Origin of the sequence: Limnohabitans sp. MMS-10A-178 (genome assembly GCF_003063375.1) — a bacterium.
In the GTDB taxonomy this organism is placed as follows: domain Bacteria; phylum Pseudomonadota; class Gammaproteobacteria; order Burkholderiales; family Burkholderiaceae_C; genus Limnohabitans_A.
Map to the genome: position 1 here is coordinate 69,013 of NZ_NERY01000003.1, position 18,321 is coordinate 87,333.

At 52.5% G+C, this 18,321-nt stretch carries 15 protein-coding genes, 1 tRNA gene and 1 pseudogene; 6 read left to right on the plus strand and 11 right to left on the minus strand.

What is annotated here, in order from left to right; translation table 11 throughout:
- Positions 1 to 24: 24 nt before the first annotated feature.
- Both ispD and ispF read left to right on the plus strand, forming a co-directional pair.
- Positions 25 to 801 carry a 2-C-methyl-D-erythritol 4-phosphate cytidylyltransferase gene (ispD, locus tag B9Z32_RS12055; RefSeq protein ID WP_369909956.1) on the plus strand — a complete coding sequence of 259 codons (777 nt, stop codon included), beginning with the start codon at positions 25 to 27 and terminating at the stop codon, positions 799 to 801.
- Complete coding sequence (ispF, locus tag B9Z32_RS12060; protein WP_108421689.1) at positions 798 to 1,277, plus strand: 2-C-methyl-D-erythritol 2,4-cyclodiphosphate synthase; 480 nt, start codon at positions 798 to 800, stop codon at positions 1,275 to 1,277. The genes ispD and ispF overlap by 4 nt, the downstream gene beginning before the upstream one ends.
- 4 nt (positions 1,278 to 1,281) lie before the next feature.
- Here ispF and B9Z32_RS12065 read toward each other — a convergent pair whose 3' ends face one another.
- Positions 1,282 to 2,052 (minus strand): 3-hydroxybutyrate dehydrogenase, encoded by a 771-nt coding sequence (locus tag B9Z32_RS12065; RefSeq protein ID WP_108421690.1) that lies wholly within the window; start codon positions 2,050 to 2,052, stop codon positions 1,282 to 1,284.
- Between the two features lie 123 nt (positions 2,053 to 2,175).
- On the opposite strand from B9Z32_RS12065, the gene B9Z32_RS12070 reads away from it, so the two are divergent.
- The 3 genes from B9Z32_RS12070 (at position 2,176) to B9Z32_RS12080 (ending at position 5,402) form a co-directional block, all read left to right on the plus strand.
- Entirely contained in the window at positions 2,176 to 3,087 is a 912-nt protein-coding gene (locus B9Z32_RS12070) for an alpha/beta fold hydrolase (RefSeq protein WP_108421881.1), read from the plus strand.
- Positions 3,088 to 3,107: 20 nt separating this feature from the next.
- Positions 3,108 to 5,267 carry a bifunctional (p)ppGpp synthetase/guanosine-3',5'-bis(diphosphate) 3'-pyrophosphohydrolase gene (locus B9Z32_RS12075; RefSeq protein WP_108421691.1) on the plus strand — a complete coding sequence of 720 codons (2,160 nt, stop codon included), beginning with the start codon at positions 3,108 to 3,110 and terminating at the stop codon, positions 5,265 to 5,267.
- A 58-nt stretch (positions 5,268 to 5,325) separates the two neighbouring features.
- Positions 5,326 to 5,402 (plus strand) — tRNA-Val (locus B9Z32_RS12080).
- Positions 5,403 to 6,867: 1,465 nt separating this feature from the next.
- Here the strand turns inward: B9Z32_RS12080 and B9Z32_RS14240 are convergent.
- The 10 genes and pseudogenes from B9Z32_RS14240 to B9Z32_RS12130 form a co-directional block, all read right to left on the minus strand.
- A pseudogene (locus B9Z32_RS14240) lies at positions 6,868 to 8,130 on the minus strand (VIT domain-containing protein); the annotation flags it as partial.
- Positions 8,131 to 8,132: 2 nt separating this feature from the next.
- Entirely contained in the window at positions 8,133 to 8,528 is a 396-nt protein-coding gene (locus B9Z32_RS12090; RefSeq protein ID WP_108421693.1) for a helix-turn-helix domain-containing protein, read from the minus strand.
- A gap of 163 nt (positions 8,529 to 8,691) precedes the next feature.
- Positions 8,692 to 10,146 (minus strand): aldehyde dehydrogenase, encoded by a 1,455-nt coding sequence (locus B9Z32_RS12095; RefSeq protein WP_108421694.1) that lies wholly within the window; start codon positions 10,144 to 10,146, stop codon positions 8,692 to 8,694.
- A gap of 27 nt (positions 10,147 to 10,173) precedes the next feature.
- Entirely contained in the window at positions 10,174 to 10,974 is an 801-nt protein-coding gene (locus tag B9Z32_RS12100; RefSeq protein WP_108421695.1) for an ABC transporter ATP-binding protein, read from the minus strand.
- The gene (locus tag B9Z32_RS12105) at positions 10,971 to 11,765 is read right to left on the minus strand and encodes an ABC transporter ATP-binding protein (RefSeq protein ID WP_199219997.1); all 795 of its coding nucleotides are present in this window, start codon (positions 11,763 to 11,765) and stop codon (positions 10,971 to 10,973) included. The genes B9Z32_RS12100 and B9Z32_RS12105 overlap by 4 nt, the downstream gene beginning before the upstream one ends.
- Positions 11,752 to 12,774, minus strand: a complete 1,023-nt coding sequence (locus B9Z32_RS12110) for a branched-chain amino acid ABC transporter permease (protein WP_108421696.1) — start codon at positions 12,772 to 12,774, stop codon at positions 11,752 to 11,754. The genes B9Z32_RS12105 and B9Z32_RS12110 overlap by 14 nt, the downstream gene beginning before the upstream one ends.
- Entirely contained in the window at positions 12,771 to 13,646 is an 876-nt protein-coding gene (locus B9Z32_RS12115) for a branched-chain amino acid ABC transporter permease (protein WP_108421697.1), read from the minus strand. Before B9Z32_RS12115 ends, B9Z32_RS12110 begins: the two co-directional genes overlap by 4 nt.
- 3 nt (positions 13,647 to 13,649) lie before the next feature.
- Positions 13,650 to 14,840 (minus strand): amino acid ABC transporter substrate-binding protein, encoded by a 1,191-nt coding sequence (locus B9Z32_RS12120; protein ID WP_108421698.1) that lies wholly within the window; start codon positions 14,838 to 14,840, stop codon positions 13,650 to 13,652.
- A gap of 94 nt (positions 14,841 to 14,934) precedes the next feature.
- Positions 14,935 to 15,450 carry a thermonuclease family protein gene (locus B9Z32_RS12125; protein WP_233248307.1) on the minus strand — a complete coding sequence of 172 codons (516 nt, stop codon included), beginning with the start codon at positions 15,448 to 15,450 and terminating at the stop codon, positions 14,935 to 14,937.
- Between the two features lie 133 nt (positions 15,451 to 15,583).
- The gene (locus tag B9Z32_RS12130) at positions 15,584 to 15,931 is read right to left on the minus strand and encodes a hypothetical protein (RefSeq protein ID WP_146179488.1); all 348 of its coding nucleotides are present in this window, start codon (positions 15,929 to 15,931) and stop codon (positions 15,584 to 15,586) included.
- Between the two features lie 150 nt (positions 15,932 to 16,081).
- Between B9Z32_RS12130 and B9Z32_RS12135 the strand changes: the two genes are divergently transcribed.
- Entirely contained in the window at positions 16,082 to 18,256 is a 2,175-nt protein-coding gene (locus tag B9Z32_RS12135; protein WP_108421700.1) for a spermidine synthase, read from the plus strand.
- Positions 18,257 to 18,321 lie beyond the last annotated feature (65 nt).

Here is an 18,321-nt window from a genome sequence, read left to right on the forward strand (position 1 = left end):
ATTGGCAACGAACTTTGACGCACCGTGAATTCACCACCCAACGCAAGTCTACAAAACACCGCCAACACGGCCCCTGATGGTGCTGTGTCGCGCTGCTTTGCATTGGTGCCGTGTGCGGGTTCGGGAGCGCGTGCTGGCACTGCCCAGCCAAAACAATACGAACCCATCGCCGGAAAAAGCATGGTCATGCACACCTTGTCAGCATTGGGTTCTGTTGAACGTTTAAGCCAAGTGGTGGTGGTGATCTCACCAAACGATTCACACGCATGGCCTCAAGCGCCAGAGTGGCCAGCCCATTTCCAACGCCTGGCTTGCGGGGGTGCCACGCGGGCTGAATCTGTTTTCAATGGCTTAACCCAGCTGCTTGAAGAGGGACGGCGCAATTTACAAGGAGTGCAAGCCCACGATTGGATTTTGGTGCACGATGCCGCGCGCTGTCTCATTACCTCGGTGGAAATCAATCGCTTGATTGACGCATGCGTTGACGATGAGGTGGGCGGCCTGTTGGCCTTACCTTTGCCCGACACCTTGAAAGCCGCAGTAGGCGGCCGCGTGAGCCAGACCTTGCCTAGGCAGGACAAATGGTTGGCGCAAACCCCACAAATGTTCAGAGCGGGGCAACTTCATGTTGCTTTGCAAGCCAAACACGCAGAGAATTTTGAGGGCATCACCGACGAAGCGAGCGCCATGGAATTGGCTGGGTTTTCGCCCAAGCTGGTGGTGGGCAGCTCGCACAATTTCAAGGTGACATATCCCCCCGATTTTGCATTGGCCGAAGATTTGCTAAGGAGCAGAACATGAACATTCGAATAGGCGAAGGTTGGGACACGCATGCCTTGGTAGAGGGTCGACCCTTGATGTTAGGCGGTGTTCAAATTCCGTTTGAAAAAGGCTTGTTAGGCCACTCAGATGCCGATGTGCTTTTGCACGCTATTACCGATGCGCTCTTGGGCGCTGCAGGTTTGGGCGACATTGGGCAGCACTTTCCAGATACCGATGCCACTTACAAAGGCGCAGATTCTGTGCTGCTCTTGAAAAAAGCTTATCAACACGTGAAGCAACTGGGCTGGCACCTAGCCAATGTCGATTGCACCATCATTGCGCAAGCGCCCAAACTGGCACCGCATCGCTCAGACATTCGATCTTCCATTGCCAAGGCTTTGGGTGTGCCCGAGTCGCAAGTGAATGTGAAAGCCAAAACGGCCGAAAAAATGGGCCCTGTGGGTGAGGGCCTGAGCATAGAAGCCAGGGCTGTGGTACTTATTCACAAGCCCTGAAGGTTTACTGGGCGGCCCAACCGCCGTCCATGTTCCAAGCCACGCCGCGAATGTTGTTGCCTGTGGCGGAGCATAAAAACACCGCCAGGTCGCCCAATTCTTCGGGGGTGGTGAATTGCATCGAAGGTTCTTTTTCGCCCAACAGCAATTTGGTGGCTTCTTCATTCGACAAGCCCAATGCTGCCGCCTTGGCGTCCACTTGTTTTTGAACCAAAGGTGTGAGCACCCAGCCTGGGCAAATGGCGTTGCAAGTGACGCCCGACTGCGCGTTTTCCAAGGCCGTCACTTTGGTCAAGCCCACAATGCCGTGCTTGGCAGCCACATAAGCCGACTTTTCTGCAGAGCCCACCAAGCCGTGCACCGAAGCCACATTGATAATGCGGCCCCAGTTGGCCTTTTGCATAGCTGGCAGCACTGCGCGTGAAGCGTGGAAGGCGCTGGACAAATTAATGGCGATGATGGCGTCCCAACGCTCAATAGGAAAGTTTTCAACCCGAGCTACATGCTGAATGCCCGCGTTATTCACCAAAATGTCGACACGGCCAAACTTTTCTTCGGCAAACTTCACCATGGCTTCAATTTCGGCAGGCTTGCTCATGTCGGCACCGTGGTAGGCCACCTGCACGCCCAAAGCAGCCACCTCGGCCGTTGGGCCTGCGTGATCGCCAAAGCCATTTAAAACAATGTTGGCACCCTGTTTGGCCAAGGCCTTGGCAATGCCTAAGCCAATGCCACTGGTGGAGCCTGTAACGAGTGCTGTTTTGCCCTTGAGCATGGTGGTTCTCCGAATGAATTACGATGTGGAAAAGTGAATTATGGCGCGTCAATGGCCCGAAGGGCTGATGATCCTGCGCAAAATTTTGAAACCACAACTGACAAGCTAACTTTTCAAAACCATATGTCCGATCCTGTTCTAGATTTTGTTTCTTGCCCCGACCAGCAAGGCAAGCACCGCATGGCCTATTGGTCGTGGGGTGAGCCGAGTGCACCCCACGTGGTGGTGTGTGTGCACGGCCTGACCCGTCAGGGGCGCGATTTTGATTTGCTGGCCCAAGGCTTGGTGGCCTCAGCCAAAACGGCCAATTTGCCGGCCATCAGGGTGATATGCCCCGATGTGGCTGGGCGTGGCCAAAGCGAATGGTTGAAAGATCCCATGGCGTATCAATTTGCACAATATGCAGGCGACATGGCCGTGTTGCTGCAAACCCTCAATGCACAGCAGCCCATCAAGCGCTTAGATTGGGTGGGCACCAGCATGGGCGGCGTGATTGGCATGTTGCTGGCAGCGCAACCATTGCCCACGCCTGTTCATCGCTTGGTGCTCAACGACATTGGTCCTGTGGTGTCGTGGGCATCTATTTTGAACATGAAAACTTATGTGGGCAAAGTGGGCAAGTTTCAATCGGTGCAAGAAGCGGCCAACGCCATGCTGGAAATTTCCAAAGGCTTTGGGCCGCATACTCCTGAGGAATGGTTGGCTTTGTCAAAGCACATGGTTCGTTCAGTGGAAGAGGGTGCATTTAGTTTGCATTACGACCCTGCCATTGGTGTGCCTGTGGCCAAGATCACCCAAGAGCAAGCGCTAGCAGGTGAGGCTGCGTTGTGGCAGGTTTACGATTTGATTCAGTGCCCCACGTTGCTCATTCATGGCGCACAGTCTGAGCTCTTGAGTGTGAGTGCTGTGCAAGAAATGCAGCAGCGGGGCCCGCGTGTGCAAGTGGTCACCCTTGAAGGGGTGGGTCATGCGCCAACCTTGACTCATGAAAATCAGATTGACATTGTGCGGCGGTTTTTGGGATTGCATGCTTGAAAGTGAATGCGTGAAAGTCAATGAGTGAAAGTGTGGACGATGTTCTAACAAGGGCCAGAGCGTTTGCTGAGCCCCTTTTGGCCGGTGAGTCTTTAGACACCGGCGAGAATGTTCTCGACCATGCCGATGCTGTTGTGGCCATCTTAGACACCCTGAACAGTGGCCACGATGTGAAAGCCGCTAGCTACTTGGTGTATGCCTGTTCGCACCTAAGCCGCCCACAAGATGTCATAGCTAAAAAATTTGGCAACGACTTTGCCTTGCTGGCTGTAGAAACCACCAAGCTGGTGGAAGTGCAGCGCATGTCGCGCGCGGCCGCAGCATCTGCACAGTTGCAAAACGACCCTCGTTCGCAAACAGAAAATGTGCGAAAAATGTTGCTGGCCTTCAGCAAAGATTTGCGCGTCATCACGCTGCGCTTGGCTTCGCGTTTGCAAACGCTGCGCTATTTTGCAAGTGTCAAAAAAGAAGTGCCTGCTGTGTTGGCCAAAGAGACTTTGCAAGTGTTTGCACCCTTGGCCAATCGCTTGGGCATTTGGGAAATTAAGTGGGAACTAGAAGACTTGTCGTTTCGCTATCTAGAGCCCGACACATACAAAAAAATTGCCCAATTGCTGCATGAAAAACGCGCCGAGCGTGAGTTGAACATGCTGCAATTGCGCGATCAAGTGCAAACTGAATTGGCCGCACAAAACATTGCTTCCACGGTTCAAGGCAGGCCTAAAAATATCTACAGCATTGTTAAAAAAATGCGTGGCAAGTCGCTCGATTTTTCTCAGGTGTTTGACATTCGCGCCATGCGCATCATTGTCTCCAATGTGGCCGACTGTTATGAAGCTCTCAGTTGGGTTCACGAGCGCTATGCACCCATTACCGCTGAGTTTGATGACTACATTGCCAAGCCCAAATCCAATGGCTATCAGTCTTTGCACACGGTGGTTCGTGACGACTTGGGCCGGCCCATCGAAATACAAATTCGCACGCAAGCCATGCACGACCACGCAGAGCACGGTGTGGCTGCGCACTGGGCCTACAAAGAAGCGGGCGCCAAAGGCTATGTGGGCGTGAGTGCCAACAGCGAATACGACGCCAAAATTGCGGTGCTCAGGCAGCTCTTGGCATGGGAGCGCGAGATGTCTTCGGAGGCTTCCGACCAAGCTGTGCAAGACACTTCAGCTTTGTTTGAAGATCGCATCTATGTCTTAACACCCAACGCCGCTATTGTCGAATTGCCCAAGGGCGCCACGCCCGTCGACTTTGCCTACACCGTGCACACCAACTTAGGCCACAGGTGCCGGGGAGCCAAAGCCGATGGCGTGATGATTCCTTTGAACACACCTTTGCAAAATGGTCAAACCGTAGAGGTCAGCACCGTGAAGGAGGGCGGCCCATCGCGCGATTGGCTCAATGCCGATTTGGGTTATTTGGTAAGCCACCGAGCGCGTGCCAAAGTGCGCGCTTGGTTCAATGCGCAAATTACCCACGAGAGCATTGCCAAGGGGCGTGAGGCTGTTGAAAAAATTTTGCAACGCGAAGGCAAAACTGCCATCAAGTTGGAAGACTTGGCTTCCCATTTGGGATTCAAATCGGCCGAAGCTCTTTTTGAAATTGTGGGCAAAGACGAATACTCCTTGCGCAACATCGAGGTGTTTTTAAGACCCCCCGAGCCGGTCATGCAGCCCGACGATTTTGTGCTGCTCAAAAAATCGCGCGTGGTGCCAGCCAAATCTCAATCGGGCGTCTTGGTGGTGGGTGTCGATTCATTGCTCACGCAGCTGTCCAAATGCTGCCGGCCTGCGCCCCCCGATGCCATCAGTGGTTTTGTGACCCGAGGCAGAGGTGTGAGCATTCACCGGGACGACTGCCGCACCTTTCGGTCGCTGTTGGCCAAGCATGGCGAGCGGGTTATTGAGGTGCGCTGGGGTGTGCAAAAGCCGGGTCAACATTTGGTGTATCCGGTAGAAGTGTCGGTAGAGGCCTCAGACCGCCAGGGCTTGTTGCGAGATATATCGGAGGTCTTTGCCAAAGAAAAAATGAACGTGGTGGGCGTTCAAACCCAGTCGGTCAAGGGCATTGCCTGGATGACCTTTACTGTGGAGGTGGCCGATGCGTCGCTCTTGAAAAAGGTCATGCAAAGTGTGAAAGCGGTCTCGGGCGTGGGCTTGGTTAAGCGCAATTAAGCCTACTTTAGAGCTAATTTGCACTGTTTTTTGATGCTACAATTCGGGCTGAATTTGTAGGCGCGTAGCTCAGCTGGTTAGAGCACCACCTTGACATGGTGGGGGTCGTTGGTTCGAGTCCAATCGCGCCTACCAACATTCTTCTAAACGCAAAAGCACCTTGTTAGGTGCTTTTTTGTTGCCTGAAATAATTGGGGTCAAATAAATGGGGTCAGATCAACATTAATTTACTCAGCGCATAGATCGCTCTGAATCACAAAAAATTAATGTTGATCTGACCCCATTTATTTGACCCCAATTAAATTCTCTCCGGCGCGAATTAGCTGTTGATCACCAGATTGCTCTCTATCAGCGTTTGTGCTTTTTCATGCATCACTTCTGTGGCCAGCTTTAGCTGACTTCTTAGCAAGCGCTTGGCGTGTTTGTCTAGCAAATCCGATTCTTCAATGTCGCCAAACAACCATTCAAACAACAGCGCCCAACTGGTGGCACTGTCTTTGGTCACCTTGGTCAGGTCAATGATGACGGCTGCATAGTTGCTGGGCATATTGAGTTTGAGGGTTTGCTGCAAAGCGATGCGGAATGAAGAGGCTTGAAGCGCGGCCGTGTTGAGGGCCATGGCAATGTCGACCTTTGTGGCTTCGGATGGCGATGGTTTTTTGGGCCGTTCCGCATTGTTAAGCACGCTTGTTTGTGGCTTGGTGCTGGGTGAGATCAAATCCTTGATCTTGCTAGACAACTGACTGAGCAAGGACGGATCGGATGAGTTTGCGTTTTCTGCGGCATCTGAAAAAGTGCTTGAGCTTTGCGCTTGTTGATCACTGGCGTCAGCTTGCTTTCGCAAGAAAGCTGGAATTTCTATGTCGTCCATTCCCGCAGAAGCCATGCCGTCTACTTTGGATGCGGCTTGTGTTCGGTTGGTGCGCCATACGCTAGGGGTGTTGAGGCGGCTGTAGTCGCCGCCTAAGCTAGGTGAGGACAAGCTGTCGGAGATCTCAAATGATTCTGAATGACTACTCATTCTCATGACCAACATGGCGGGTGCTGCTCTGGTCACAGAGCCGTACCCACCAAATCCAGCCGCTTGCATTTGCGCTACTTGCTGCAACTTGGGCAATCCTTCTGCCTTGTTTTCTTCAGCACGTTCGTGCAGCAAGAAAAGGTTGGTGTGTTGGGTAACCAGTTGGTATTTCATGGCCAATGACTTGGCCAACTTGGTATCTGCTTTGCCTTCTGTCAGCTCTGCAATTTGAGCTGCCGCACACAGCCTGGCCACAATGCCTTCTGTGTCCCATGTAATGCTTAAGGGCTTGGCGCTGCTTACTTCTTTTTCTACTTCTTTTTCTATTTCTTTAAACAAAGTTTTGCAAATGAGAACGGGCGGCTTTTCTGTTTTGGCTGGCAGCCTAGCGAAAAGGTGTACGGTTTCGCCATCAATCAATTGTGGGGGCAGGGTGCTGGCCCATTCGTGATTTTTGTTTTTCTCTTCGGTGGCATTCCACTTGATGGCAAAGCGCACTTCTTGTGCCGAGCGCATTCTTGTGATCATTCGGTCTACGGCGCTGCGCATGTCTTCGCGCGGAGTGACAAACTCGCATGAGCCGCCGGTGTCTTTGGCCAGTTCTCTGAGCAAGCTTTCGGCGGGCGCGCTGCCCACGCCTATGGTGTAGACACGGTGGCCACTGATGCGAGCTGAGGCCAAAATGTTTTCAATGTTCCAAACCTCGCCATCGGTAATGAGTAACACGTCGGAGGAATCGGTTATTTCTGGGTTCTTGCGCGATTTTTCTTGGGTGTTCATGTTGAACACGTCGGTCATGGCAATGGCCAGTTCAGTACCACCCAAGTCGGCTTCTGTTTTGTCGATGGTTCTGAGCAAGCTTTGTATGCGCTCGCTGGTAGCCATGGTCATGTGCTTCGTGACGCGATCGATACGGCTACCAAATCGAGTGTAAGCAAAACAGTCGTCTTCATTGAGTTGCTTGAAGAGGTGCTTGAGAGCCACGCGCGCTTGTTCCATGCTGTCGCCAGCCATAGAGCCTGAGCAATCTAACAGCACTTTGAGTCTGAGCTTGCTGGGCTTGGCCTTGGGCAATTTGGGGCAGAAGCTGGTAATGATGGCTGTGGTGTTGCTGCCTTCTGAGTCGGGTCCGGCAATGCAAAATGATTCGCCTTCTAGGTCTTCAATGAGGAGTACAAAGTCGCGGTCTAGGTAGGCTTGTTTGCCAAGTTGTACGTTGACACCGTCAAAACTTTTGGTGGTTTTGATGGGGTGTGTAGGACTGCTAATGATGCCCTTGGCTGCCGTGCCTTGAATATCCAAGGTCATGAAGAAGCCGTATTCCACCAAGCCATTGCTTGCGGTAGTTTGGTGGGCTTGCAGTCCACCTTGTTGGTGTTGGTCGCCATAGCGTGGGGCGATGGTGGTGGGAATACTGAGCCTAATGCGATCGGCTTCAAAGTTTAAAAGTTGTGCGTATTCGATTTCAATCACAGCTGTTTCGCCGGAAAGTAGGTTGCCCAAGTTGGCTGTGTACAGACCGCGCCCAGAGCGCTCTACCATGATGGGTGTATCGCCGTTGTCGATGGCTTTTTCGTATTGTTTAACGGCTTGTTTCTTTTCTATCACTGTGCCATTTAGGCGCTTGCCGTTGAGCTCAACTGCCAAGCTGAGCAGCGTGGCGCCCCATGCCAGCGGAAATGTGTAGACGGTTTCTAGGGCCTGTTTTGTTTCGTTGGTATAGGTTTGTCTGACCTTCATTCTCAAAAGCAGGCCATCGAGTTTGCCGTGCACGTGCACAGATTTCATGGCTACTTCTTCGCCGTCGCAGGTGAGGGTGCAGGATTCTTGTTCTTCGTACATGGTTAGGCCTTGATCTCTTGAATGGTTTTCATCACTGCTTTAACAAGGGCTCTGATTTGCTCGGGGCTCATGTCGGCTTCTTCGGGACTAATTTGCAACTCAATGCCAGGGGCCACATAGATGTGGCTCTTAACTTGAATATCGCCAGGCTTTCTCGGTTTGGTAGGTATTTGCAGCTCTTCCCCGTTTTGGATGTCTGAAATCCGTTCTAAGGAAATGCCAGCGTCTGAAAGTTGTTTGACTTTTAAAAGCTGCTCTAGGTGAGCGGTAAGGTAATGCGCTGCCCTGGTCTCGCCAATGGGCCTGTCTACCAGGCCCATTTGCATGTAATACCTCACCGTGCGCTTGGGCAAGTCGGTGAGGGTGCAGAGTTCATCAAGACTGAATGTTTTGGACATGCCTTTATATTAACACTAAAACTGTACAAATATAGTGTCAATAATTTAATTGGGGTCAGATCAACATTAATTTTTTGTGATTCACAGCGATCTATCCGCTAAGTAAATTAATGTTGATCTGACCCCAATTATTTGACCCCAATTATTTTGACCCCATTTATTTTTAAAACGGATACTGGCGCGGTGCAGTTTGAATGGTGATCCAGCGCAGTTCGGTGAACTCGTTGATGCCGGCCTTGCCGCCAAAGCGGCCATAGCCGCTGCCTTTTACGCCACCGAATGGCATTTGGGCTTCGTCGTGCACTGTGGGGCCATTGACGTGGCAAATGCCTGAGTCAATTTTGCGGGCCACGTTGTAGGCGCGCGCTATGTCGCGGCCAAACACAGACGATGACAAACCATATTCATTGTCATTGGCGCAAGCAATGGCTTCCTCCACACCCTTCACACGCACAATGGCTTTCACGGGGGCGAAGCTTTCTTCGCGGTAAATGCGCATGGCGGGTGTCACGTTGTCTAGCAAAGTGGCAGGCATGAGGGTGTCGGTTGACTTGCCGCCGCACAGCAGTTTGGCGCCTTTAGAAATGGCGTCATCAATCAAATCGTTGCAATGCGACACGGTATTCATGCCAATCACGCTGCCCAGCACCACTGGATCGGGTTTGCGGGGGTAGCCCAAGGGCAGGTTTTTGGCTTTATTGGCAAAGCGCTTCACAAACTCATCGGCAATTTTTTCGTCCACCACAATGCGCTCTGTGCTCATGCAAATTTGGCCACTGTTGGCAAAGCTGCCAAAGGTGGCGGCGTTCACTGCGTCGTCAATGTCGGCGTCATCCAAAATCACCATGGGCGCTTTGCCGCCCAATTCCAAAATCACGGGCTTCAAATATTTGGCGCAAGTGAGGGCCAGCAGTTTGCCCACTTTGGTCGAGCCCGTAAAGTTAATGCGCCTCACCGCGGGGTGAGCCACTATGGCCTCCACCACCGATGCAGCATCGGCCGGTGCGTTGGTAATGTAGTTCACCACACCTGGCGGAAAGCCAGCTTCTTGAAACGCTTCAACAATCAGCTGATGCGTTTTAGGGCAATTTTCAGAGCCCTTCAAAATAAAAGTGTTGCCGCAGGCCAATGGCGTGGCAATGGCTCGCACGCCCAAAATAATGGGCGCATTCCAAGGTGCAATGCCCAAAATAACACCAGAGGGTTGGAGAATGCCCATGGCCAAACTGCCAGGTACATCGGAGGGAATAACCTCGCCCGATACCTGTGTAGTGAGAGATGCTGCTTCGCGAATCATGCCGGCCGCCAAGAACACATTGAAGCCAGCCCACATGCCTGTGGCACCTGTTTCTTCAGGCACGGCTTTCACAAACTCGGGTGTTTTGGCTTCCAGCTTGTCGGCTGCTTTCAACAGCAATGCGCGTCTTTCGTTGGGGCCCACATCGCACCAAGTTTTGAACGCTTCAGCGGCCGCTTCAACCGCCAAAATAGCATCGGCAGGGGAGGCCGCAGGTGCGCGCGTGGCCACGGTGCCATCGAGGGGGTTGCGACGCTCAAAGGTGGCGTTGTTTTCGGCACTCACTTTGAGGCCGTTGATGAGCATAGACATATCTGACATGGAGAGTCTCCTAGAGATCTTTAAAAATTAAGTTGAACGCACAGTTTTTTCTAGCGCTTGCGAAGCAGTGCGTGTGTCGCTGGCGGCAGCGCCCAAATAGGCTTCTTGAATGACAGATGAACGGGCCAGCAACTTGGATGAGCCATGCGCCACCAGCGCACCGCGCTCAATCACATAGCCGCGGTCGGCCACTGCCAAGGCTTTGCGTACGTTTTGCTCCACCATGAGCACGGTGGTGCCTTGGTCTGCAATGCGTCTGGTCATGGCCAGCAATTCATCCACCATGCGGGGCGCTAAACCCAGCGAAGGTTCGTCAAGCATGAGGAGGCGAGGGGCCGACATCATGGCGCGTGCAATGGCCACCATTTGTTGTTCGCCACCGCTCATGGTGCCGGCCAATTGGGTGGCGCGTTCACGCAGTTTGGGAAAGTCTTGCAAAACCATTTCCATGCGCTCTTGGCGGACGTTGGGTTTTTGCAGCCAACCACCCAGCTCGAGGTTTTCAAGCACGGTCATTTGCGGGAACAGCTGGCGACCCTCAGGCACCAAGGCCATGCCGGCTTTCACTATTTCGTGTGGTTTTTCGGGCAAGTCTTCGCCATCTAGCAGCACCTCGCCGCGCATGGGAATTTGGCCTGACAAGGCGCGCAGCAAAGTGGTTTTGCCTGCACCGTTGGGCCCCAAAATAACAGTAAGGCCAGGTAGCACATCGAAGTTGAGTTGGCGAATGACTTCAAACGGTCCATAGCCAGCGCTCAATCCGCGCACGCGCAATTGTGCTTTGCCAGAGCCACCCAACACAAACCCTTGAGGGCGATACCACATCATGTGAGACCCTCCGAATCGTTCACCATTTCATCGCCCAAATAAGCTTCAATCACTTCTTTGTTGCGCACCACGTCCGATGGTTTGCCATCGGCAATCATCTTGCCTTGGTTGAGCACTATCACGCGCTCAACATGCTTGAGCAACACTTTTACAGCGTGCTCAATCCAAATAACAGAGAGGTCTAACTCATCGCGCAAACGGCGAATGAGGCGCGCCATTTCTTCCACTTCAATTTCAGTCAGGCCGGCAGCCACTTCGTCTAAAAGCAAAATGCGAGGGCGTGTAGACAAGGCCATGCCAATTTCTAAAACGCGTTGCTGTGAAGGTGTAATGGCGCCCGCAGGCAAGTTTGCCAAATCTGACAAACCAATGACCGACAAAATGCTGGCGGTGTCGCGCAGTGCCCAAGGCACATTTTTTTCTTCGCCCCAAAACACATACTTGCGTGGCCTGCGTCCGGCAAACATCAAGCCAAACCGAATGTTCTCGCTCACGGGCAAGTCGCTGAACACCCGCGGTGTTTGAAAAGTTCGGGCCAGGCCGCGCTTTGCAAACTGATGCGGCAATGCGCCTGTGAGAGATCGACCATCTACTTTGAGTTGACCCGAAGTGAGAGGAGTGACGCCTGAGATAGCGTTGAAAAAAGTGGTTTTGCCAGCGCCGTTGGGCCCCATGATGCCCACCAGTTCGCCAGCCGCAATGTTCATGCTGACAGCATCAACAGCAGTTAAGCCGCCAAAGCGCACCGTCACATCTTTCGCTTGAAGCAAATAGTTTTCAGAGGCCGACAATTCGTCTCTCCTTGGCGCGTTGCTTGTCGCGTGCTTTGTCGCCGCTCCATTCGTAGCGTGTGTCCTTGTACCACTGACGCATGTCTTGGTACCAGTCTTTGAAGGTTTGCCAACGCATGGAGGCCAAGCCGCCCGGCAAATACAACACGCTCAAAATGAGCAAGAGACCCAAAGTCATCATGTAAATTTGCGGTGCTTGCAAACGCAGTGTTTCGGCCAAGATACTGAACACAATGGCTGCAATGAGAGGGCCCCACAAAGTCATGGCGCCGCCAATGAGTGCAATGAGCACTGTTTGAAAACCAATGAACGGATTGAACGCAGTGTGCGGGTCGATGTAGGTCCAGCGCACAGCCATGGCAGCGCCCACGCCACCCGCTACGGCGGCTGTAAATGCAAAGCCTGCCACCTTCACCCAGCGCGTGTTCACGCCCAAGGTTTGCGCGCGTTGCTCATCGCCGCCAATGCCCAACAAGGCCAAGCCAAAACGTGTGCGGCGCAAGCCAATAGAAAGTGCAACCGTAATAACTGCCAGCAGCAACACCGTATGATAAATGGTGCTCATCTCGGGCACTGTGGATAGCACACGGCCCACGGTGCCATGCACAGATTTTTCGTAGTAGCTAATGGCGTGTCTGATCAGTTCGGCCATGCCAAATGTGAGCACTGCAAAGTAGGTGCCGCGCAAATGCAAAACGGCCAATCCCATCACAACGGCTACGGCTGCAGCAATGCCAGAGCCCAATGCAATGGCACTGGCCCACGGCATGGTGTCTAAGTTCATGGCAGTGGTGTAAGCACCCAAGCCAAAAAATGCCGATGTGGCCAAAGACAAGTAGCGCGAGCTGCCGCAAAAAAAGCCCCAGCTGGTAGACAGCGCCACGTACATCAAGCACGTAAGCGCCATGGAGACCACAAACTCATTGCCATAACTGGGCAAGGCCAGAGCCCAGCCGGTTAGGCCAAAGAGCACCAAAACATCTCGCCAAAGGTTTGCGTTGGAATTCATTTTGTAAACAAGCCTTTAGGACGCAACAACAACACGCCAATGAACACCACATACGACAGCAGCGCTTTGAGTGAGGGATTGGTAAAGTGCATGCCAAAGGCCTCGATCACACCCAGCATCAAGCCGCCAGCCAATGCGCCGCCCATGCTGCCAAAGCCGCCAAGGGTAATCACAATCAAAGCCGTGACCGTGTAAGGCTCGCCCATGGCAGGCGAGATGGTGTAGGCCATGGACAACAAGCAACCGGCCAAACCCGAAAGCCCAAGGCCAATGCCAAACATGAGGGGGTGCAAGGTGCGCGTGTTAATGCCCACCAATTGCGCACCCACTTGAGATTGCATGAGTGCACGCACACCTTTGCCCAGCAAAGTTTTGCGCAACAACACCATCAAGCCCAAACTGAAAATCAAGGCCATGGCAAACACCAGCAATTTGTTGCCAGCAAATTGCGCACCGCCCATGACCACCGGCTCTGCCATGTAGTCATAGCCCCGAAGCTCGCCGCCCCAAATGGAGGAGACCAAGTTTTGGATGAGGAACATCAAGCCAAAAGCCACCATCAAGCCTCGCGCCTCGAAGATGTCGATGTTGGGTGAGGTTGCCGTGAGGCGCCTAAAGCACAGCCAATGAATGGCCAAGCCCAGACCCATGAGGACCACAAAAGAAACGGGAATCATCAGGAGCGGCGAAATTCCGAAGCTGGTTTGCACCATCCAGGTGAGGTAGGCACCCAGCATCAAGAATTCGCCATGCGCAATGTTCAGAATGCGCATCAGGCCGTATTGCAAATTCAGCCCTAGCGCAACCAACGCATAAATGCCGCCTGTGATGAGCCCGCTGACGATCAGCTCAAGCCAAGCGGTAGCAGACACAAATCATTTCCAAGCAGGTTTGTTGGGATTGATTTTGGCAGTGGCCAACTTGGTGGGCCAGACTACTTCAAACTCACCGTTTTGCCATTGGCTCACAGTGCCGGGTGTGGCAATGTTTTCGCTGCCAGAAAACTTCACATCGCCAATGATGGTTTTGTGGTTGGTGTTGGCAATGTAGTCGCGTAAAGCTTTGCGGTCTAAACCCACTTGCTTCACACCAGCAGTCAAGATTTCCAAGCCTGCCCATGTGTGGCCGCTGGCCCAGCGATCGGGTTCTTTGCCAGGAAACTTTTTCACGTGTGCATCAAAGTAAGCCTTGGCGCCAGGGCTGGTTTTGGCGTTCCATGAGCCCATGCCCATCACGCCTTCGGCGCCGGCGGGGGTCATGACGTTGCGGTACAGCTGGAAGGCGGTGCCTACAGAAGCGTAGAAGAACTTGGGATTGAAGCCCACTTCTTTGGCCTGACGGCTGGCCAAAATGGTGTCGGGTGGGTAAGTGAAGCCCACAAATGCGTCTGGGTTTTTGTCCTTGATGGCACGCAACACAGGCGACAAATCTTTCACGCCGCTGGGGTAGCTTTTCTCTTCAATCATCTGAATGCCACTGCCTTGGAGCGCAACTTTGAGGGCTGCGTAGTTTTCCAAACCAAACAAGTCGTCAACATAAATACAGGCGATGGTTTTAACGCCATTGGCCTTGAACATGTCAACCAAAGCATTGGTCATGGGCTGGGGTTGTTGCAACAGCAAGAAGAAGTAGGGCAGCTTCATCTCGATCAATTTTTTGCTGAGCGCCGTGGGGGCTAAAAATGGATAGCCAAAACGGTTGGCCAAGGGGGCCACCGCAAAGTTGGCATTGCTGCCCCAAGGTGGCAAGACCAAGTCGACCTTGTCGGAGCCCATGAGTTTTTCGTAGGTGCGAACGCAGGTTTCCACGTCGCTGCGGTCGTCGGAGCTGATGAGCTCAATGGGGCGCTTCACGCCTTTGACATCCAAACCGCCTGCGGCATTGACTTGATCTGCCCACAAAAGGTAGTTTGGCTCTTGGCTCACTTGCGCGCCGCCAGTCCATGGGCCGGTGCGGGCCATGGCATAACCAATGCGCACGGGCTTGGGCTGAGCGTGAATGGCGGGGGCAAGGCTGGCAACGCCAAGCGCGGCAGCGCCTTGAAGTACTTGTCGACGTGAAGTCATGGGGAGTCTCCTGAAGGTATTTTTAGCCCTGTATGCTACCAACTTTGAAAAACCCTTGCCAATAATTGGGGTCAGATCATTGATCTGACCCCAATTATTTTGTTTGTTTCCTGAACTCCCAAGGCGGTGTGGAGTTTTGGTCTTTCCAGATGCCTAAGGCTTGGGCTTTTGCTGCAAGTTCTGCTTGCTGGTAATAAATACGGTCTTGTTTTGGCTGCTCAGACTCGAACTGCTTGTAGTGCCAAGCCATGCCAAGCTTGATTTGCTCAAGGCAAATGTCAGTGCCATTGACAGTTACCTTGCCCACCGTTCTGCCATTTTTGTCTTTTTTCTGAAACTCGACGGTGGCTTGCTTGTTGTGAGCAAGTCGGTACAAAGACTGTTTTGACTTTTGGCCAAATGCTTGAGCCTTCTCTGGCGCGTCAATGCCTTGCAGGCGAATTTTGTGCTCGTCCAAAATAGTCAAACTGTCGCCATCGGCCACGCCCACCACTTTTCCTTGCAGCGTGCCTGCTTCGATGGCGCAACTGAACAGTAGAAAAAAAGTGGCAATTAACTTGTTGATGAGCACTGCATTGACGTTGTTGTAAATGAGAATAATTGGGGTCAAATAATTGGGGTCAGATCAACATTAATTTTTTGTGATTCAAAGCGATCTGTGCGCCAAGTAAATTAATGTTGATCTGACCCCAATTATTTGACCCCAATTATTTTGACCCCATTTATTTGTCCCCAATTATGATTCAACTGGGGATGTATGTCACAGGGACGCAAGTGATACTGAGATTGACCATGGCGCCAGTGCCATTGCCATTGAGAACTGTGCAAATTTGGCTTGTGGGCTGAGTGAGAACTGTGACTGAATAGCTTTCTTGATCTGAAACGGGCGTGGCGAAACTAAAGTTGCCATTGACCGACAAAAGGGTTGTGTTGGCGTCGTTGTTTTGCAAAACAAGTTCATTGCCAATGCTGAGGCCCATGACTGTGCCAGAAATGGGGCCTGCCTGACGGGGCTCCGAATTTGAGTTGTCGCCACAAGCTACCAAGAATGTGAGCGATGCGATTGCAAGCGAAATTTTGATGGCGTTCATGTGTTCTTTCAAGGTGACTGACAAGTTGTTGATGTGAGATTCGATGCTATCCACGCATGCTCAACAGGTGCTTGCTTTTGCTTTCAGACCACCCGATTTCAGAAACTACTAGAATGCTTGCCATTCCTCTAAGGGCCTTGAGCTTGGACAATGAACCATTCTTCTACTAACAATTCCACCAATCCTTGGAGTTTTCTCCCTTTTGCGCTCACCATCTTCACCAGCGCATTTTTGTTGTTTCAAGTTCAACCGCTCATCAGCAAGCAAATCCTGCCTTGGTTTGGTGGCAGTCCTGCGGTTTGGACAACGGCCATGCTGTTTTTCCAATCCTTGTTGTGTTTGGGATATTTCTATGCGCACGCCTTGGCCAGTTTGTCGTCTCGCAAAACCCAGGCGCGCATTCACGTTGCGGTGTTGATCTTGGCGGCGCTGTTGGCCTCTAGGGTGCTGCCTGGGGTCGATATGCGGCCCGATTCTCCCGACTTACCGGTGCTTCAGGTCTTGCAAATTTTGGGGCTCAGTGTGGGTTTGCCTTACTTTTGTTTGGCAACCACAGGCCCCTTGGTGCAGCATTGGTTTACCAACACGGCGCACGCGCAATCTGTTTTCCGTTTGTACGCTTTGTCCAACGTGGGCTCGTTTTTGGCGCTGCTTTCATTTCCCTATGTGCTCGAGCCTTGGCTAGAACAGCAGCAAATGGGCCAGTTGTGGACCATCGGCTTTTGGGTCTTTGCCTTGCTGTGTTTGCCAGTGGCTTTGGGCGCTTGGCAAAACAAACCAGAAACTGCCAATGCGGCCGTTCAACTTGGTCCCAAAACCAAGCTGCCCTTGGCGCAGCGTTTGTCATGGATTGCACTGCCTGCGTTGGCCTCTTTGGTGTTCATTGCAGCCACCGATCAAATTAGCCATGACGTTGCGCCCGAGCCCCGGCTTTGGATTTCAACGCTCGGTTTGTACTTGGTAACCTTCATTCTCACCTTCGATCACCCGCGCTGGTATCGCCCCAGGCTGTTTGGCGCGCTCACTTTGGTGTTGCTCTTGGTCACTGCGGGTATGAGTGACATTCCGCGTTGGCTTGGCTTTGAGTGGGACTACGGTGTTAATGATGTGCGTTGGTCGCACTATGCTTTGTTGTTTGTGGTGTGCATGCTGTGCCATGGCGAGTTGTATCGCCGCCGACCAACCGACACGCGCTGGCTCACAGAGTTTTATCTTTGCATGTCGATAGGCGGTGCATTTGGCGGCTTGTTTGTCACGCTGGTGGCCACCCAATATTTTGACGATTACCACGAGTGGTTAATGGCCTTGGTGCTGGTTGCTTTGTTGGCCAGCCATGTTTTGTTTCGCTCTTCTTTGCCACTTGCCGGTTTGGCTGGGCGTGCCATGCGCCTTGGCGGCGTGGCTACAGCCACAGGCATGGTGGTTTTGTTGGTGGCCATGCAGAACCCGTGGTCTTGGCGAGATATTGACAGCGAAGATCGCACTGAAATTTTGTTAGACCAAGAACGCAATTTCTATGGCACGGTGTCTGTCAAGGAGCGGCTTTTCAAGGCTGAGCCAGAATTGAACGACAGGGTGTTCTTCAGTGGCAACGTGACCCACGGCCAGCAGTTTTTGTCCGACAAACTTCGCCATGTGCCCACCACCTATTACGGCCGCGACAGCGGTATTGGCGACACGCTTTTGTGGGCCATGCAGCAAAAACCCAATTTGTCTGTTGCTCTCATTGGACTGGGTGCCGGCACCTTGGCCAACTATGCGCGTGAGGCCGATGCCTATGATTTTTATGAAATCAATCCAGCAGCCGTGCGGTTTGCGCAAGAGTGGTTTGACAATTTGAAATCGTGCAAAGCCAAAGAACAAAATATCTTGTTGGGTGATGCACGTCTTCGCATGGCGCAGTTGCCCAAGGACAAGCAGTATGACGTCATTGTGCTGGATGCCTTCACGGGTGGCTCGGTGCCCATTCATTTGCTCACGCGCGAGGCATTTCAAATTTACGCCAATCACCTCAAGCCCGATGGCTACATTGCCATCAACATCACCAATGCGTATTTGAATTTGTATCCTATTGTGAAGGCGCAGTCGGAGGTGTTGGGCATGACGTACCGCCATAAATTTCAAATGGCTGATGACGTGCGAAACATTCGCCGCAATTTGCACTTCGTGATGACAAACGACCAGGCTTACCTTAAAGCCCACCCCTCAATCAGCCGTGATGTTTTAGACGAAGCAGGTCGCAAGATTGGCACCGACCCCCAAGACCAAACCGGTTTGCGCCTCTGGACCGACCAGTTCAGCAGCATTGCGCCTATCGTGAAATAAATAATTGGGGTCGATTAATTGGGGTCAAATAAATGGGGTCAGATCAACATTAATTTACTAAGCGC

Coding starts and splice junctions, on each gene's coding strand:
- B9Z32_RS12135 (WP_108421700.1), top strand. CDS start 16,082: ATGAACCATTCTTCTACTAACAATTCCACCAATCCTTGGAGTTTTCTC.
- B9Z32_RS12130 (WP_146179488.1), bottom strand. CDS start 15,931: ATGAACGCCATCAAAATTTCGCTTGCAATCGCATCGCTCACATTCTTG.
- B9Z32_RS12070 (WP_108421881.1), top strand. CDS start 2,176: ATGTCCGATCCTGTTCTAGATTTTGTTTCTTGCCCCGACCAGCAAGGC.
- B9Z32_RS12100 (WP_108421695.1), bottom strand. CDS start 10,974: ATGATGTGGTATCGCCCTCAAGGGTTTGTGTTGGGTGGCTCTGGCAAA.
- B9Z32_RS12120 (WP_108421698.1), bottom strand. CDS start 14,840: ATGACTTCACGTCGACAAGTACTTCAAGGCGCTGCCGCGCTTGGCGTT.
- B9Z32_RS12110 (WP_108421696.1), bottom strand. CDS start 12,774: ATGAATTCCAACGCAAACCTTTGGCGAGATGTTTTGGTGCTCTTTGGC.
- B9Z32_RS12090 (WP_108421693.1), bottom strand. CDS start 8,528: ATGTCCAAAACATTCAGTCTTGATGAACTCTGCACCCTCACCGACTTG.
- ispF (WP_108421689.1), top strand. CDS start 798: ATGAACATTCGAATAGGCGAAGGTTGGGACACGCATGCCTTGGTAGAG.
- B9Z32_RS12075 (WP_108421691.1), top strand. CDS start 3,108: ATGAGTGAAAGTGTGGACGATGTTCTAACAAGGGCCAGAGCGTTTGCT.
- B9Z32_RS12095 (WP_108421694.1), bottom strand. CDS start 10,146: ATGTCAGATATGTCTATGCTCATCAACGGCCTCAAAGTGAGTGCCGAA.
- B9Z32_RS12065 (WP_108421690.1), bottom strand. CDS start 2,052: ATGCTCAAGGGCAAAACAGCACTCGTTACAGGCTCCACCAGTGGCATT.